At 39.4% G+C, this 19,094-nt stretch carries 12 protein-coding genes; 11 read left to right on the top strand and 1 reads right to left on the bottom strand.

Going from position 1 to position 19,094, the window contains the following annotated elements:
- The first annotated feature begins 134 nt into the window (after positions 1 to 134).
- Positions 135 to 1,460 carry a sugar MFS transporter gene (locus ND2E_RS04290; RefSeq protein WP_033095189.1) on the top strand — a complete coding sequence of 442 codons (1,326 nt, stop codon included), beginning with the start codon at positions 135 to 137 and terminating at the stop codon, positions 1,458 to 1,460.
- A 572-nt stretch (positions 1,461 to 2,032) separates the two neighbouring features.
- Here the strand turns inward: ND2E_RS04290 and ND2E_RS22495 are convergent.
- Entirely contained in the window at positions 2,033 to 3,688 is a 1,656-nt protein-coding gene (locus ND2E_RS22495) for a sensor domain-containing diguanylate cyclase (protein ID WP_052056881.1), read from the bottom strand.
- A 696-nt stretch (positions 3,689 to 4,384) separates the two neighbouring features.
- Here ND2E_RS22495 and ND2E_RS04295 point away from each other — a divergent pair.
- The 10 genes from ND2E_RS04295 (at position 4,385) to ND2E_RS04330 (ending at position 19,072) form a co-directional block, all read left to right on the top strand.
- A complete protein-coding gene (locus ND2E_RS04295) occupies positions 4,385 to 5,119 on the top strand; it encodes a SapC family protein (RefSeq protein WP_033095188.1) in 735 nt (244 codons plus the stop codon).
- A gap of 273 nt (positions 5,120 to 5,392) precedes the next feature.
- Positions 5,393 to 8,362 carry a TonB-dependent receptor gene (locus ND2E_RS22250; protein WP_035142537.1) on the top strand — a complete coding sequence of 990 codons (2,970 nt, stop codon included), beginning with the start codon at positions 5,393 to 5,395 and terminating at the stop codon, positions 8,360 to 8,362.
- A gap of 96 nt (positions 8,363 to 8,458) precedes the next feature.
- Positions 8,459 to 10,039 carry a tryptophan halogenase family protein gene (locus ND2E_RS04300; RefSeq protein WP_033095187.1) on the top strand — a complete coding sequence of 527 codons (1,581 nt, stop codon included), beginning with the start codon at positions 8,459 to 8,461 and terminating at the stop codon, positions 10,037 to 10,039.
- A 118-nt stretch (positions 10,040 to 10,157) separates the two neighbouring features.
- Positions 10,158 to 13,283, top strand: a complete 3,126-nt coding sequence (locus ND2E_RS04305) for a glycoside hydrolase family 2 TIM barrel-domain containing protein (protein WP_033095186.1) — start codon at positions 10,158 to 10,160, stop codon at positions 13,281 to 13,283.
- 482 nt (positions 13,284 to 13,765) lie between these two features.
- Complete coding sequence (locus tag ND2E_RS04310; RefSeq protein WP_033095185.1) at positions 13,766 to 14,677, top strand: WYL domain-containing protein; 912 nt, start codon at positions 13,766 to 13,768, stop codon at positions 14,675 to 14,677.
- Positions 14,674 to 15,231: a DUF6933 domain-containing protein gene (locus ND2E_RS04315; protein WP_033095184.1), complete on the top strand. Its 558-nt coding sequence runs from the start codon at positions 14,674 to 14,676 to the stop codon at positions 15,229 to 15,231. The genes ND2E_RS04310 and ND2E_RS04315 overlap by 4 nt, the downstream gene beginning before the upstream one ends.
- Positions 15,232 to 15,298: 67 nt before the next feature.
- Positions 15,299 to 17,059, top strand: a complete 1,761-nt coding sequence (locus ND2E_RS04320; RefSeq protein ID WP_033095183.1) for a class I SAM-dependent DNA methyltransferase — start codon at positions 15,299 to 15,301, stop codon at positions 17,057 to 17,059.
- A complete protein-coding gene (locus ND2E_RS04325; RefSeq protein WP_033095182.1) occupies positions 17,046 to 18,404 on the top strand; it encodes a restriction endonuclease subunit S in 1,359 nt (452 codons plus the stop codon). The genes ND2E_RS04320 and ND2E_RS04325 overlap by 14 nt, the downstream gene beginning before the upstream one ends.
- Positions 18,397 to 18,519 (top strand): hypothetical protein, encoded by a 123-nt coding sequence (locus ND2E_RS23515; RefSeq protein WP_263281889.1) that lies wholly within the window; start codon positions 18,397 to 18,399, stop codon positions 18,517 to 18,519. The genes ND2E_RS04325 and ND2E_RS23515 overlap by 8 nt, the downstream gene beginning before the upstream one ends.
- A complete protein-coding gene (locus tag ND2E_RS04330) occupies positions 18,512 to 19,072 on the top strand; it encodes a winged helix-turn-helix domain-containing protein (RefSeq protein ID WP_033095181.1) in 561 nt (186 codons plus the stop codon). Before ND2E_RS23515 ends, ND2E_RS04330 begins: the two co-directional genes overlap by 8 nt.
- Positions 19,073 to 19,094 lie beyond the last annotated feature (22 nt).

Genomic DNA, 19,094 nt, shown 5'->3' with positions numbered 1-19,094 from the left:
ATTCTTTCAAAGGTTTTCGTTTTACTAAATAAAACCAACCGAAAGTTGATGTGATAGTAAAATTGGATTTATTAAATAATTGCAACCATGAATTATTAATAAATTGTCTTGTAATTAACGAGTTGAGAAGAAATATGGACGCTACATATGATAATACACAGGCTAGACAATCTAGCTTGATCCCTATGGCCATCGTTGGTGGGCTATTCTTTGTCTTTGGTTTTGTCACTTGGCTAAATGGCTCTTTAATCCCTTTTTTAAAAATTGCTTGTGAACTCAACCACATGGAGGCTTATTTAGTTACTATGGCTTTTTATATTGCTTATACCGTTATGGCTTTGCCAGTATCGGCAGTATTGAAACGAACCGGATATAAAAATGGTATGGTGTTGGGCTTGTTGGTGATGGCGGTCGGTGCTGTTATTTTTATCCCCGCAGCCCAAGAACGTATGTATAGCATATTTTTAGTGGCGTTATTTATTCTCGCCTCCGGTTTAACCATGTTGCAAACAGCCGCTAATCCTTACATTGTCTTGTTAGGTCCAAAAGAGACCGCAGCAGTACGTATCAGTATTATGGGTTTGTTAAATAAAGGTGCGGGTATTATTGCTCCCATTGTTTTTACAGCTTTTGTGTTAAGTGATATGTCTCAGTTTGATGAAACACGCTTAGCTACGCTTGATGAAGTAAAGCGTAATGCTGCACTCATGGACTTGTCCAGTCGCTTAGTGACTCCTTATATCATCATGGCAATAGTATTGGCTATCTTAGCGCTAGTAATAAAATTCGCTCCTTTACCTGAGCCGGTACTTGAAAGTGATGAAAATGACGGTGATAGTAAATGGGCTATCTTACACTTCCCGCAATTAATTTTTGGTGCCTTAACCTTGTTTTTTTATGTTGGTGTTGAAGTCATCGCTGGGGATACTATTGCCTTATTTGGTCAGGAGATGGGGGTGACTAACTTTGGTCAACTGACGTCTTATACTATGACATTTATGGTGGCAGCATATCTTATTGGCATGGTGGTAATACCACGATTTATTAGTCAAGAAACCGCGTTAGCACTCTCAGGTGCCTTAGGTATTGTATTAACGATATTATTATTAACTGCCTCGGTCGACAGTGCGAGTGTTTGGAATACTCTATTTTTCTGGACGGGCGCGCCTGAAATTCCGAATGTGGTGCTTTATGTCGCTTTATTAGGTTTTGCTAATGCGCTTGTTTGGCCTGCTATTTGGCCTATGGCATTAGATGGCTTAGGTAAGCATACCAGTACTGGGTCTGCGTTATTGATCATGGGGATTTCTGGTGGCGCATTAATGCCTCTGTTATACGGCTATTTAGTTGAATCTACGGGTAATTCACAAAATGCATATTGGATCATGTTGCCTTGTTACTTGATTATTTTATGGTACGCATTACAGGGACATAAAATTACCAAATGGTCTATTAAATGATAATATACCGTTCCAGTTATACCCGTTATCAATGAAATAGTATGTTTCAGTAGAAAAGTAAACGCTTTTAGGCAATATACCCATCCCACTTGAAGATACTCGTTTCAGGAATCCAGAGCGACTCATAATCAAGATGTATTTTTTATTAATGGTTGTTCCCTTAATTACAAATACAGCGCTGAGTATAAATTTCTCTGGTTTCCCCTATGGGCTGGTTTAGAAACGTTTTATGCTACGTTAAATTAATTGAAAATAGAATGACTATTAAACAACTAATTTGCCTTACCTAAAGACGTTTCTAATTCCAGCTGAATCCTGCATCTTCAAGTCGGATGGGTATATATTGATTGAAGAGATTGGTTGTTCAGGAGAATACATCTCCTGCATTCTCTAATAAGCTACATCCATTTAGCGTCCTCGAAATCAATAACGCAGCATAAAGCGTTTCTAATGCCTGTTGAAGCCTTAATCTCAAGTTGCTTGTGTATATACCCGTTACTAATTAAGATGCATGTTTCAGAGTGCACTTTGAATAGTAACGGGTGTTGAGGTAGTTTAGGGAATTATACGTCTCACTTCGCGATACACATACGATTTCTTCCTTCGTATTTGGCCTGATACAACGCCTTGTCGGCTTCGCAAATGATCTGCTGAGATGAGCATGAGTCACCTAAGTTGCTTACCAAGCCAATACTGACAGTAATTTTTAAAACCTGTTTACTATCATCTTTATTTATTTCTATGGGTAATGACTCAATTATTTTTATCAAGCGATTGGCGAACTTACTGGCTTCATGCAGCGGTGTTTCAGGTAAAATAACCGCAAACTCCTCTCCACCATAACGACACACATAGTCTTCCTGTCTGCTTTCTTGAATAAGTCTTTGGCTGAGAACTTTGAGTACAGTATCTCCTGCTGGATGCCCGTAGTTATCATTGATTTTCTTAAAATGATCTACATCGATCATAATAAGCGATATCGGGTGATTAAAGCGTTTAGAACGATTAATTTCTATCGCGAGAAAATCGTTAAAAGCGCGCCTATTGTAGAGCAGCGTTAGTCCATCTTTAGAGGCAAGCTGGTTAAGTAGTTGTGCTTCATTGCTAATTCGTATTTTTACTGTTTTTGCTAGAGAGTAAAATAATATAATTAATATTAAGCCGACTATGAATATTGTAATGCCGACGGCTTTGGCTGTTTGTTTGATAGCTTGCATCTCAGCTGATACATCGGTCAAAAGGATAGCATGAGCAATTTCATTCTGCTTTACATCTACTATGGGAATATTCATTAACCAGTAAGTGTGATCTTTCTCTTTTAGATTTAGTACATTTGTATTGTGTTCATGGTCAATAGATTTTAGATAATTCTCCATTACTTGAGGAATCGCTTTATTATTACCGGCTATAACAACATCTGAATACTGATCCCAATTAGCGTCACGATTTAATAATTTCATGCCAGAAGACCATCTTTCCTCATTGAGAAACTCTTTAAAAACAATAACAGCTACCTCCATGTCATATATATTGTTTAAGCTTTTAAAAATGTGGTCTAACTCCATTCCTAATTCTATATAACCTATCAACTTTCCTGTTTCGGCGTGCTGCCAGGGAGCTACTACTCTAAGAGTGATAGTCCCTAAAACTCCCAATTCAATACCCCATTCAGGGGCCCCGCTTAATTGAGCATTTAGTGTTGTCACTCGGTCGATTCTGTCACCAGACTTTTGAGGAGCATGGACACGTAACAGGTTAATCCTATTAGGTTCGGTAAAATAAAAGTGAGTAATTTGGTAATGGCGGAATAAATCGTTATATAAAGCTTCTGTATGGTTATAGAGAGCGGTGTGATCTTTTTTCTCAAATAACGCTGCTAACTTTCTGTCTTGGCGTAACATTGTCAACATTGCTAGAGTCGCGTTAACATTACTTTGCAAGCTGTTTTGGTACATGTTTTCGGCAGTTATTTGAGTATTGGTCGCCCTATTGTCTATAAAAGAAAAGCTTTGCTCTTCAGATATTATATAAAATAAACTAATAGTGAAGCTACATAAAATAATGATCATCAGTGAAGCAAAGGGGATCAATAATTTATGTATAAACTTTGAAGAGTCTGTACTTTTTTTTAGGATGCCATTACTGTTTGATTGTACCTGCACGTTTTGCATAAAACTTATCCCAAATACATACTTCCAATAAGAAGTTTCATCAATTAATTTAAGCATTGCCAGTTGGTTAGTTCAATCAAAACCAAGTGTAGAAGCAAAATTAAATTTAATACAGGTCGGTTGCAAAATTATTTTTTGTCTATTCATCGTGGTGTTTAAAGTGAAAGTTTGTGAAACAAAAACGTTGCATATAGCTGCTATTTTTCAAAGGTTATTTCAATAAAGCTTACTGATTCAGCTATATTAATCAGAATAAATTCTCAAGAACAAGGCGCTTGATTGATCAATCGCAGGTGTGTGTGATTGAAATTAACAATGTTATTGGCTATTTAGAGCATTTAAAAAGATCACTTAGTTAGTCTAATTAATGGTATTACTTTCTTTTTTAGCGAATGAAAATATGAGTTCAGAAGATTAGCTTCACTGAACTACAACACCGCCCATTGGTAACTTCAGATTTTCTAACACCTGTGGTTTAAGTTAATAGAGCCGAATATGGCTGGTAATCAAGTAAAAAAGTCGTTTGTAAAACAGCACATTCTTCTGACTCAGATCATTCTCTGTAGTTACAGAGCAAAGCTAAACTAAATTCCCATGTTCTGGCGTGCTTGTATTCCAAGTATAACTATAATTTATTATTCTTTCACAAAAATAGTTATATTGGTATATGATGTCTTACAATTGAGCGTTAAATGTTAATAAAAATCATTGTCCGCTCCATATCAGATCGGGTTTTAAAGGAAAGAAAATAACATGAATATTATTCCACTAAGTAAACATGTACATCGCGAATATAAGGTAACTTCTAATACTAGTTTTATGCATAAAACGCAATTTTGTGAAGTTAACTTCAGTGAGTTACGTCATGCCGCAAGTAACTTCCCTATTTTCTTTATCAAAGATGAGGCAACAGGGCAGTTTTGTAGTGTTGCTTTATTTGGCTTAAGTGCTGATCAAAACTTGTTTTCTCAACAAGACAGCCGGAGGGCACATTATTTACCTAATGCAAGTTCAGAGTTTCCATTATATTTATTGGAAACTGCCGATGATACAGGAAAACTAAGTGTTTTTATCGATGTCGATAGTCAATTTGTCAGTACCGAAGAAGGACAATCCTTGTTTGATCTTGAAGGAATGAACAGTGAATATTTAGAACAAACTCTTGCTCAACTTAGGCTTAATTTTGAGGATGAAGTAGCTACAAAAGAATTCCTATTAGTCTTGCTAGAAAAAAATCTAATAAAACCTTGGCAAGTTACGCTGCATTTTAAGGATGAGAAAACACATAATATCAAGGGCTTGTATACGATTGATGAGCTTGCTTTTGAGCAGCTCAGTAATAATGACATTGTTGAATTACATCAAAAAGACTATTTGGCCGCAATAAGCGCAATAATTATTGCTAAAGAGCAAATGTTAAGCCTAGTCGAAATTTATAATGAGCAGGAAGATAACGCTATAATTAAGATAAACACCTGTTATAAATAATTTTTATATTATGAACTGTGCTTGTTATACCCGTTACCATTCAAAGTGCTCTGAAACATGCATCTTGAATGGTAACGGGTATAGCTATAAAAAATTAAGTGGTAACGCTAAAGAATGGGGTAGCTCGATCTTGTTAGAGCCTGAAGTTAACATTTTTAAACACTAATGCTTATTATTGAGCAATAAAGACACATTTTTACTTGTATGATAACATGAAGTCTGATAATTTGACTGTGAAGTCAAAGAATATAAATACATGTTAGGGGAATAAAAATGCAAAATAATTCAAACGATAATGCAAATCTAATGTTTAGGAAAAATAAACTGGCAAGCGCAATTTTTGCTGTACTGGCTCCAATAAGCATCTCTGGTGCTGCGGTAGCTGAAGAAAGCGTAGATAAAAAGAAAGCGGATGATACTGAGGTTATTGTAGTCACGGGTATTCGTGGCAGTTTGGTCTCTTCTTTACAGAATAAACGTTTTGAAGGTTCTGTTGTCGATGGCATTGCTGCTGAAGATATTGGTAAATTTCCAGATCAAAACGTTGCTGAATCTTTACAACGAATTACTGGGGTAACGATTGACCGTGATTCGGGTGAAGGTCGTAGTATTTCAATTCGTGGTTTTGGTCCAGAATTTAATAGTGTAATGCTTAATAATCGTACAGTGCCAACAGATAGCGGTGGCCGAGCATTCTCATTTGACCTGTTAGCTTCAGAATTAATCAGTGGCGCAGACGTTTATAAAACCTCTAGATCATCAATGGCTGAAGGCAGTATCGGTGGTTTAGTAAACATAAAAACAGCTAAGCCTCTTGAAATTGAAGGCTTTAGAGCTGTAGGCTCTACTAAAGCCATTTATGATACGTTAGCTGAAACAACTAACCCATCGGTATCAGGCTTAATTAGCCAAAACTTCGATGATGATTTTGGTATCTTAGCTGCATTTTCATATCAAAGTCGTGAAGGACGTACGGATGCAGCTAATGTTAGTCGTTATCGTGAAGATTTTGTTATCCCGGGTAGTGATCCTAAAGGGCCTACAACAACAGAAAAAGCTTGGCGCCCACAAAGTGCCGATCAAACTTACAAAGTTCAAGAGCGTGATCGCATTGGTGCTTCATTAGTTGGGCAATGGGCAGTGTCTGATAATTTATTAATAACAACTGATGTTATTTATTCAAAACTCACCGTTGATGACTCAACTAGCTCATTATCTCGTTGGTTTTCAAATCCTAACTTTAACTCAGTTATTGATGAAAATAATACCGTTCAATCACTTAGTCGTGTGCCTAAACCGCTTGTTTCACAAGGTGTCTATCAGTTGTGGGAAAATGGTGAAAGGCTAGGTACAGGTCAATGGAACAGCGCTAACCAGGGAATAAATGGTCGTGATGTGACTACGACCATGGTAGGTATAAATGCTAATTGGGAAGTGAGTGATAATTTCACAGTCGATTTCGATTTACAAACCTCTGGTGCTAAAGCGCGCTCAGGTGATAACTTTGGAGGCACCTTAGCTAACCCAACACAAAATGTTACTAATTTTGCCTTAAGTGGTGACGCCTTTTCATGGGATGGCCCAGCGATTGACTTTACTGGTACGCCGGATTCGTATTATGCCAATACAGTTTCATTTAATCAGACAAACCGTGATGATGATATCACTGAATTACATATTGATACTGAATGGACGCTAGATGACATGGGTGTGCTTGCTGCAATTAAAAGTGGCGTTTATTATTCAGACCGTGAAAAAATTAATGAAAGAAAAGAAACTAATTGGGGTACGGTAATTAGCAATTATAGAGGTTTTCATTATAATGCACCGGCTAGTATGATGAACACGGTTTCGCCATCGGGTGGAATTTTGGGAGGGAATGCTGGCTTAGTGAACAGTTGGTATGATTACAACCCACAAGATTTAGTCGACTTTTTCTTAGGTGATGAAATATTTGATCAATTACCTAGTTTTGGTAACCAAATCATTAACAATTTTGAAAACGGTGATCCAACTCATGCAACACGTGCTGATGCTGAAGCGGCAGCCGCAATAGCAGTTGAGAATGCACGAGAAAAACTTATTGCAGCGCAAGCATACATGCCTGAAGGGGCAAACGGTAGTCCACTTGGCGCATTTGCGCCTGAACATAATGCTGGCAAGTCATGGAAAGTGACAGAAGAAACCACCGCAGCTTATATTGAAGCGATATTAGAAGGTGAAGGTTGGTCTGGTAATATTGGTTTACGTTACATCAGTACTGATACCGCCTCATACGGTAACGGTAATGATCTTGTCGGCTTTAACATTGACTCAGCTCAAGGTGCTGGCATTCTAGATGTTGCATCAGGTCAAGATATTAGCGCAAGTTCAAGTTACAGCAAATTATTACCTAGCATGAATTTGAAGTTTGACCTCGCTGATGATGTAGTCGCCCGTGTTGCTTATTCTGAAACAATGACGCGTCCGCAATTATCACAGTTAACACCAACACAAAATTATAGTGGTACAGGTATATATGATGCTAATAACGAACTTCAGTTTGATGGCACGATAGTAGGTCAAAACGTTAACTTAAACCCGTATACTTCAGTGAACTTTGATCTAGCGGTAGAATGGTATTACTCTGATGATAGCTATATTGGTGCCACTTATTTTAATAAAGAGATTAAAGATTGGATAACTACTCAAACACGTCAAGTGACATTAGAAGTCCCTACTTATATTGATGATGTTCCTAGTGATGCAATGATGCTTGACTTTGATAATACCGCACCTTATAACAGCGATTCAGCTGATGCCTCAGGTCTTGAGTTTGCTCTAATGCATAACTTTGATAATGGCTTTGGTGTTCAGTTTAACTATACTTACATGGATAGTTCTGCTGCCTTTACACCAGGTCAAGAAAACTTGTCATTTGCGTTAGCAGGATTATCAAAAGATTCATATAACTTAATTACTTACTATGAAAACGGTCCGTTACAAGCGCGAATTGCTTACAACTGGCGTGGTGAATATGTTAAGTGTACTACATGTAAGAACGGTCAGCCTGAGCAATCAGAAGATTACGGCCAGTTTGATGCATCGGTAAGTTATGATCTAAATGACAACTTTAGTATTTTTGCTGAAGGGATAAACATAACGGATGAAGATACACGTACGTACAGCACGTATACATCACGTTTCCTATCTAAAACAGCAACAGGTGCTCGTTTCACCGTAGGTGTTAGAGCTTCGTTCTAATAAATAGTTAGTACACTGTGTAAGGGCCAGTAGTTTTACTTGGCCCTTTTTTATGCTAAAAATTATACTCAATAAACAATGCCACTTGGAGCAATCATGACTGATATACATAAGGATGATTTAGTAAAAGAGGTTGTCATTATTGGTGGAGGCACTGCAGGATGGTTAACGGCTTGTCATCTAGCGAAAAAGCATGGGTCTAATACACCGCAAGGGTTAAGAGTTACCTTAATTGAATCCCCCAATATCCCAACGATTGGTGTGGGCGAGGGGACTGTGCCTTCTATTTTAGAGAGTTTGCGTTACTTTGGTATAAGTGAAACAGATATTATCAGAGAATGCGATGCAACATTTAAACAGAGTATTAAATTTGTTAATTGGATGAAGCCAAAGGGAAATAGTCATAATAATTATTATCACCATCCATTTGATTACATCGATAGCAATCAATTTGATTTAACCCCTTACTGGTTAAATGGTCAATTTGAGGGGCATTCTTATACCGATACAATTGGCATACAGAGTTATGTGAGCGATCTACACTTGGCGCCTAAGCTAATGACTCATGAAGAATATGCGGGCATCAATGGCTACGCTTATCATCTTGATGCAGCTAAATTCTCTCAGTTATTAACCCGTCATGCAGTTGAAAAACTGGGCGTTAAGCATGTGCTTGCTGAAGTTAAGGACATAAGATTAACAGATTGCGGTGCTATAGATTCCGTAGTCACTGATAATCAAGGCGAGTTTTTTGCGGATCTGTTTGTTGATTGCACTGGTTTTTCTTCACTTTTGTTAGGGCAAACGTTAGGGGTTAACTTCATCAGTAAAAATGATGTACTCTTTGCTGATCATGCCTTGGCTATTCAAGTGCCTTACACTGACCCGAACCAAACTATACCCAGCTATACTATTTCAACCGCGCAAGAGGCTGGTTGGATTTGGGATATTGGCTTAAGTGAGCGCCGCGGTACAGGCTACGTTTATTCAGAAAAATACTCTAGTCATGCTAGAGCAGAGCAAGTATTTAGGGATTATTTAAGGCAGTCTATCGGTGACAAAGTTGACGAGTTACCCTGTCGTCGCATTGAAATGAACGTTGGCTACCGCGAAAAGTTTTGGGTAAAAAATTGTGTTGCGATAGGGCTATCTCAAGGCTTTGTTGAGCCGCTAGAAGCAACGGGTTTATTAATTTTTGATGATACAGCAAAAATGTTGGCTGAACAGTTACCAAGTAAAATGAGTACTATGCCTATTATCGCTGAGCGTTTTAATAAAATCGGGCGGTATCAATGGGACAGAGTTATTGACTTTATCAAGTTGCACTACTATTTGTCTGATCGCGATGACGCACCATTTTGGCGAGACAATCGCAGCCAAGAAAGCACGCCACAAAAATTACTTGATAATCTAGCACTGTGGCGTGAACGACCACCCAGTGATTATGATTTTATCACCAAGCAAGAGGTTTTTTACCGAACAAACTACCTGTATGTACTATATGGAATGGCATTTAATACTGACATTAGCGCTATTGCTTATCGTTATACGGAGCAAGGAAAAGCTGAGCAGAAGCACTCTCTTATCCTTCAGCAAAAGGCTAAAGTACAGGGGATGCTCTTACCACATCGAGAATTATTACAGCGGATAAAGCAATATGGCTTGCAAAAAATATAATCGCTAAAACGCTTCTACTGCACCTTCAATTGGATCGGCTATAGTCGAGCTAATTTTTCGTAGCCTTCGGTGATATCTGTAGGCTTATTTCATATCTATTTTTTAGGAGTACTTTGTGATGAAACGTTGCTATACAGTAATGTTATTATCTTTATTGGCCTTACAAGGCTGCATTTTGTCTCAGGGGCCAGAGCCGTCAGACTTAAAGCCGGAATTAGAAAATCCAGCGGTGGTCGGCATTAACAAATTGCCTGCAAGGGCTTCGTTTTTTGCCTTTGAAAGTGAGACGCTTGCCAAGGCGAATAACAAGCATCAATCGAAAAACTTTTTATCACTTAATGGCTTGTGGAAGTTTAATTGGGTGAGAGACCCCAGTGATCGACCAGAAAACTTTTATCAGGTAGCCTTTAACGATTCATCCTGGCCTGAACTTGCCGTACCCGCAAACTGGGAACTTAACGGTTATGGCATTCCTATTTATGTCAATCCATCATTCCCTTTCAACATGGATAACCCAACACCGCCAGATATTCCTAATGGTTATAACCCTGTTGGCTCTTATCGTAAGACAGTGACATTGAGCGAACAGTGGCAAGGACAAAATATCTACATTCATCTAGGGGCGGTAAAATCAGCCTTTTATATTTGGGTTAATGGTAAACAAGTAGGTTACAGCCAAGGCAGTAAATTACCGGCTGAGTTTGATATAACCCAATTTGTCCACCCAGGTGAAAATATCATCGCGCTGGAAGTGTATCGCTGGAGCGATGGCTCTTATCTTGAAGCACAAGATTTTTGGCGAATTAGCGGTATTGAGCGAGATGTTTATCTCTACGCGACACCAAAAAGTCAGATTAAAGACTATACGGTTACCGCCGCATTAGACACGAGTTACAAAGATGGCTTGTTTGATTTAGCGCTCGACTTCTCTGAGCTGGCTAGCCAGACAGCAACCGTCAGTGTTCAGTTGGCAGATTTGCATGGGCAAACGCTTTATACTGCCTCAAAGCCAGCAAATGACAATAGCCACTTTAATCATACCATTACTGATGTTGCTCAATGGTCAGCAGAGCATCCTAATCTCTACAATTTGCAAATAACCTTAGCTGAGGGCGACAATACTCTCCAGGTGATCCGCTCAAAAGTAGGTTTTAGAACCTCTGAAATCAGAGGTGGGCAATTATTGATTAACGGCAAACCTGTATTACTTAAAGGGGTAAACCGTCATGAGCATGATCCGATTACTGGGCACGTCATTTCAGAAGCGTCAATGATTGAAGACATAAAGTTGATGAAGCAAAATAACATCAATGCGGTGCGTACTTCTCATTATCCAAATGATCCTCGCTGGTATGAGTTAACTGATCAATACGGCTTGTACGTAGTGGATGAAGCCAATGTAGAGTCACACGGTTTGGGATATGGCGAACGTTCATTAGCGAAGAAAAAGGCGTGGCAACACGCTCACTTAGAGCGAATTGAGCGCATGTTTGAACGAGACAAAAATCATCCGTCCATCATTATATGGTCACTGGGTAATGAAGCAGGAGACGGCGTCAACTTTCAAGCGGCTTATCAGTGGATGAAGCACCAAGATAAAACCCGACCAGTACAATATGAGCGAGCCGAAGAAGCCGCGCATACCGATCTTGTTGTGCCTATGTATTCGCGAGTAGAACAGTTGATTGAATACGCTCAGAGTAAACCTTACCGCCCATTGATCATGTGTGAATATGCTCATGCGATGGGAAATAGTATGGGGAACTTGACCGATTACTGGGATACTATCCGAGAGTACCCTAGCTTACAGGGTGGTTTTATCTGGGACTGGGTTGACCAAGGGTTATTGGTGCAAGAAAACGGTGAGCGCTATTTTGCTTATGGCGGTGACTTTGGTCCAGAAGGCACGCCTAGCGATAATAACTTTCTTAATAACGGTTTAGTGATGCCAGATCGACGTCCTAGCCCTGCACTTGAAGAAGTCAAAAAGGTATACCAAAATATTTGGTTACGCATGACAGATCAGTCAAGCAAACAGTTTGAACTACACAACGAGTTTACTTTTACCGATTTATCATCGGTTGCGCTACATTGGCAGGTGATCGCAAATGGTGTTGTTGTTGAGCAAGGTATTATTGAAGAGCTTTCCTCTGAGCCAAGCACAAAAACAACAATTACAATTCCATTTTCAACGGAAATGAAAGCCGGTGTAGAGTATTTTATCAATGCCAGTTTCAAACTTAAGGGCGCGCAGCCTTTCTTAGCAATAGCTCATGAACTTGCTAAAGATCAAATCGCGCTGAGTAATCCCCATGCGACTATTGTTGGTGAACAGGGTCAACATTCAGAAGGGTTACTGTCATTTGATAAAAGCAAGGCTACTATTACTGGGCATAATGGAGCAGAGCGCTTCACTGTGCGCTTTAATCTTGAAAGTGGAGCGCTAGACTCTTACACCATTGCTGACAATGAATTAATGCTTAAGCCACTAGTGCCTAACTTCTGGCGCCCTATTACAGATAATGACTATGGTGCTGGAATTCATAACAAGCTTGGCATATGGCGTGATGCATGGAAAAATGCTCGTCTTACTGACTTTAACTGGATTAGTGTCTCAGATAATAAAATTATCGCTAAAGCTGATTATCAATTGTTAGCAGGTGCAAACTATAGCAGCACTTACAGCATTTATGCTGACGGTATGGTGGAGGTAGATAATAGCTTCACAGTTGGCACTGCCAAAGCACTGCCAGTATTACCTAAATTTGGTATGACAATGCAATTGCCAGCCACTTTCACGCAACTTAAATGGTATGGTCGTGGGCCTCATGAGTCTTATTTTGATAGAAAACTCAGTGCCCTAGTTGGCATATATCAAAGTACGGTAGCTGAGCAATATCATCCTTATATTCGCCCACAGGAAGTCGGTAATAAAACGGATGTGCGTTGGTTGGAAATCACCAACGAAGAGGGTTTTGGACTTGCTATTGAAGGTGAGGGCTTACTGAATATGAGTGCGTTAAACTATACCCTTGCAGAACTAGGTTTGGGTGCAGACAATATTAAAAAACAAAAACACGCAGGCCAAATTCACGCGCGAGATCTTGTTGAACTTGATATTGATCACCAACAAATGGGTTTGGGTAGTATTGATAGTTGGCGCTCTTGGCCAATGAAAAAATATCTGTTACCAGCCAAATCTTACCAATATACATTTCGGTTACGCGCTATTTCTGTAAAATAGTATAAATATTGTCCTGTAAAAAGCAGGGCTTGGCTCGTTTCAAAGTATATCGACTGGATTTTTTCCAGTCGATATTTTGTCAATAACCCACTTATATACCCGTTACCATTCAAAATGCTCGATTTCAGTGGGAATTAAAATGCCTTTAGGCAAGGAGAATAATTTAAGCATAGTCACTCTATGTTTTGATTATTTACCGCAGCATAAAGTCATTTTAAACCCATCGTAGAAGCGTTTGAGCAATTCCATTTCTTCGCTGCAGTGACTTAGCAGGGAATAACCATTCCTTCATCAATGCGCCTTGAATTGAAATCGTTCAACCGCTCTGAAACATGCATATTGAATGGTAATGGGTATAGTAGTCAGTGCCTTGAGCTTCTTTATTTTACAAACAAAAACAAAATACCAATTGAGGTTCGGTTTATTTTAAGTCACACTGATGTTCATAATGTAAAAGTGTAATAACCAGTGGATGATCATAAGTGGACAAATCACCAACCCAGTTAGATGACATTAGCTACGCGCAAAGGCAGCGCTTAGCCTACATTGATTTTCGCCTGCTTTTTCAGGGGCATATTTCAAGAATAGAAGTAATAAACCGATTTGAAATGGGGTTATCTGCTGCATCACGCGATTTTAACCTTTATAAAGAGCATTGCCCTAAAAACCTTACTTACGACAATGCAACAAAACGTTACTTCCAAACAAAAAATTTTAAACCACTCTTCAAGCATGATCCCCGTAAAACTTTAGCAAAACTAGCTCACCAAATAAGTGATGGTTTTGATGCCGTTGGCGATATTGATTTCCCCGTCGAGGCACCAAGCCAGTTGAATGTACCTGATATATTTATTGTCGCTAAGTTGGTGCAAGCCGTGCTAAACAACAAAGCAGTCAGTGTTATTTACACGTCACTTTCATCGGGTTCAAAAGCAAGGGAGTTAGTGCCGCACTCAATCGTTGATAATGGTCTTCGTTGGCATATTCGTGCCTTTGATAGAAAAACCAATAGCTTTAGAGATTTTGTTTTAACGCGAATTAGCAAGGTGACTATTTTAGAGCCTCAGCCAGAACGCCATGAAAACAAAATGGCAGATCACCAATGGCTTCGCATGATGCCATTACAACTTGTACCACACCCTAAAAACGTAAAACACCCTACAGCAATTGAGTTGGATTATGGTATGGACAAAGGCATGCTCGAAATAAACATTCGTGCGGCAATGGCGGGCTACTTACTAAGGCGTTGGAATGTAGATTGCACTAAAGAAGCCTTTCTACTCGGTGGCGAGTATCAACTCTGGTTACGCAATCAACAAACCTTATACGGCGCAGAAAACTTAACCATAGCCCCTGGGCATGAAGAAGACAGCACAGCTGAGGGCGAAGCATGATCATCCACTGCACTAAAAAGTTAGCTAGCAAATTACCCGAAAATACCAATAAACAAAACCAACAAATCGCCATTGGCTTATTAAACGAGTGGCAACACTGGCATGCCAATATTATTACCGTACAGCGTAAACAGTGCGTAATAGCGGTACATGATGCGACTCGTTACGCGGTATTTGTACCTAACATGACCAAAAAACACTTGGCTGAGTTTGAATTACACATGCAAGATGTTTTTATTAATAGCTTAATAAAAGCAGGGGTAGACATAGCATTGGTTGATAAAGCCGCGCGTTATTTTACTCAATACTCTCAACAACTAGATACCCAATTTGATACCCAATGCAACCGCTCTGTTCAAGGCACAATGCGTCTTATGGCCGAAGAATTAGACTGGAACCTAAAACATAACGGACAACACTTTGATGATATTGCGCTGTATTCAACGTCCGCCTGGCTCAGTGATCGCCCATGTAATATCAAAGGGCAAAAAGAATGCCTTTGGCCGATAAAAGCCATGACCGAATTATTAACCAAGCTACCAAAAATTGGTTAGCCGATACAGTATTAAGTAGTGTTCCTCTATAAATGAAGCGCTGCATTAATTTAAGGACAAAGACTCAATGAATTTTGATGAGCAAGAATTTTTAAACAACTTAGAAAAAAAGCTATGGACAGCAGCTAATAAATTACTGCCTGCTTTAGATGCCGCGCACTACAAACATGTAATGCTTGGTTTAGTGTTTTTAAAATACACCAGTGATGCCTTTGATATACGACGAGATGAGCTTAAAAAACAGTTTTCAGATGAAGCTAATGATTATTTTATTGACCCAAGCGATTTTGATGCAGGTATTGAAGATCCTGACTACATTAGCGAAGTAAATGCTGAGCTTGAAGTACGAGACTTTTATACCGAGCAAAATGTATTTTGGGTGCCAATTGAAGCCCGTTGGTCATTCCTGCAAAACAACAACAAAGTGGTTATTGGTGGTGAGATTGAGACTAGCAAAGGAAGTAAGTTACGTTCAGTAGGTCAACTTATCGATAACGCCTTAGACGTTATTGAAAAAGACAACTCAAAACTAAAAGGCGTATTAAACAAACAGTACACCACCTTAAAAATTGACCAAACCAAGCTCGCTGAATTAATCGACTTAATTGCAACCGTTCCCTTTAGCCACGTCAGTATGAACTCAAAAGACATACTTGGTCATGTTTACGAATATTTCTTAGGCCAATTTGCCTTAGCTGAAGGTAAAAAAGGCGGTCAATTCTACACGCCAAAATCGATTGTTAGCTTAATAGTTGAAATGCTTGAACCGTTTAAAGGGCGTGTTTATGACCCTGCTATGGGCAGTGGTGGTTTCTTTGTACAATCCGAGAAATTTATCACTGAGCATGGCGGTAAAATAGGTGATGTGTCTATTTACGGACAAGAGTATAACCACACCACATGGCAACTAGCCGCAATGAACATGGTTATTCGTGGTATTGATTTTGATTTTGGTAAAGAGCCAGCCAGTACCTACACCCACAACCAACACCCAGACTTACGTGCCGACTACATTATGGCAAACCCGCCGTTTAATATGAAAGAGTGGGATGTTGGCGTAAGTGACGACGACCCGCGTTGGCAATACGGACAACCACCAAGTAATAACGCCAACTTTGCGTGGATGCAGCACATGTTGCATCACTTAGCGCCTAATGGCTCTATGGGCTTATTACTTGCCAATGGTTCAATGAGTTCAAATACCAGTAACGAAGGCACAATTCGTAAAGCCCTCATTGAAAATGACCTAGTAGAATGTATGGTCGCCTTGCCTGGGCAGTTATTTACCAATACCCAAATCCCTGCCTGTATTTGGTTTTTAACCAAGAATAAAAAAGCGCGCACTAATGATTTAGGTGAACAGCTTAGAGATCGCAGCGGAGAAGTGCTGTTTATCGATGCCCGTAACCTTGGTTATATGAAAGATCGTGTATTACGAGATTTTGCAGAAGATGATTTATTACAAATAACCGAAACCTACCATAAGTGGCAGTCGAAAGACTTTCAAAGTATGGACACTGTTATGGCTTGGAAAGAAAAAGCCGAAGCAGAGAGCGAAGTTGAAGGTATGTGCATTGAGCCTAGCGCCCCTTATGAGGACGTTGCTGGCTTTTGTAAATCAGTCAAACTAGCTGAGATTGAAAAACATGATTTTGTTCTAACCCCAGGTCGTTATGTAGGGGCAGCTGAAATTGAAGATGATGGCGAAGCCTTTGCCGAAAAAATGGCTCGCTTAACTAGCCAGCTTAAAAATCAATTTGAACAAAGTGATAAGCTAGAGCAGCAGATTAAGGGTAACCTAAAGGGGCTAGGTTATGACTTGGGCTAATACACCTTTAGGAGATCTAATCACTCTTCAGCGTGGTCATGACCTACCATCTCAAAAACGAATTGATGGAAATACTCCTATCATGGGATCGTCTGGGGTAACGGGGTTTCATAATGTATCAAAGACTTTAGGCCCTGGTGTTGTTGTAGGGCGAAGTGGGAACTCTATGGGAGAAGTATCCTACTGTGACGTGGACTTTTGGCCTTTAAATACATGCTTGTATATCACTGACTTTAAAGGAAATGATCCAAGATATATATACTACTTACTGAAAACTATAGATTTTGACCAGTTTAATTCAGGTAGCGCACAAAAATCTTTGAATCGAAATGCTGTTTACCCTTTCGAAGTTTACTCAACTTCTGATAAAAAAGAGCAAATTGCAATAGGGCAAAACTTATCTACGTTGGAAGACAAGATTGAATCCAATAGTCAAATCAACCAAACCCTAGAACAAATCGCTCAAGCGATTTTTAAAACTTGGTTTGTTGATTTTGAACCTGTTAAAGCCAAAATTGCCGCCCGTGAAGCACTGCTCGCTGCTTATGCCCCAAAAGCAGAAACTGCGGTGCCAACTGCCACCGCTGAGCAAATAGCAAAAACCCCATCTCCAGAAGAGATAGAAAAGGTAGAACAACAAGCCGCCATTAACGCCATTAGCGGCGGGGGTGATATTGTTCCAACCGAGCAACTACAAACCCTTGCCGACTTATTCCCCAACCAACTGGTTGAAAGCGAGTTAGGCGAAATACCAGAGGGGTGGGAAGTTAAAGCTCTTGATGAAGTCGCTCATTATCAAAATGGCTTGGCTCTTCAAAAGTTTCGCCCAGAAGAAGGGGAAGAGTTTTTACCTGTTCTTAAAATATCTCAACTGAAAGCTGGTTTTGCAGATGGAAAAGAAGTTGCTAAAGCTTCAATAAAACCTAGTTGCATTGTAGATAATGGCGTCGTTGTTTTTTCATGGTCAGCCTCATTACTTGTTGATACTTGGTGTGGTGGTAAAGCGGCATTAAATCAACACTTATTTAAAGTAACATCTAAAGACTACCCTAAGTGGTTTTACACCATGTGGACAAAGCATCATCTAGAAAAATTCATACAAATTGCTGCCGATAAAGCTGTAACAATGGGGCACATCAAAAGGAGCCATCTCTCAGAAGCTAAATGTGCTATTCCAACACCTGATTTAATCAATTTGGATATTATTGAATCAATTATTCAAAAGCAAATAGAGTGTAGATTAGAGTCAGTGACCCTATCTGATTTAAGAGATGCGCTACTTCCTAAACTCCTCTCAGGTGAAATCGATTTATCCAACAATCAAAAGGCAGTGGTGAATGGCTAATTTATCAATGGTAGATAAACGTTTATTGGAAGACTTATTTGGCATGGGGGGTGATGATGCTTTAGGTTTTTCCGAACGTAATCTCTTGCAAGAGTGGTTATCCCATCATGCCTAGCTACTCTCCTCCATTCACCCTAACCAACAAAACCTTAACGCTAGTCGCTCAGATTAGTGAAGCGGTTGGCCGTTTAACAGCCGAGTTTGAGCAAGAAAAGCGACTACGTTTACGTAAAGTTAACCGTATGCGCACAGTGCAAGGCTCACTAGCCATTGAAGGGAATACTTTGTCTGAAGAGCAGATTACTGCAATTCTGGATGGCAAAAGAGTAATAGCTCCTCCGAGGGAAGTGCAAGAAGCACACAATGCCATTGATGAAAGTACAGCGCAAAAACCAGAGTTAAAGCAGAAGCAAAAGCAGGAGTTAAAACCGGAGCTACCAGGTAAAAATGTCGGTTTAAATGTCGGGATAAGTGGCGGTTTAAAATTATCATCACTTGATGAAGACATTTTGGCACACATCAAAGCTGATCGTTTTATCACGAATGCGCAACTTGCAGATAAAACTAGTAAAGCGGTAAGAAGTATTGAGCGACGAATAAATGTGTTAAAAGAAAACAATATCATAGAACGTATAGGCTCTAAAAAAAAACAGGCTATTGGCAGTTAATCAACTAGTTATGTTGTAAGGA

The sequence above is a fragment of the Colwellia psychrerythraea genome, assembly GCF_000764225.1.
Classification (GTDB): Bacteria; Pseudomonadota; Gammaproteobacteria; order Enterobacterales; family Alteromonadaceae; genus Colwellia; species Colwellia psychrerythraea_D.
This window is presented reverse-complemented; position numbering and strand designations above follow the sequence as displayed.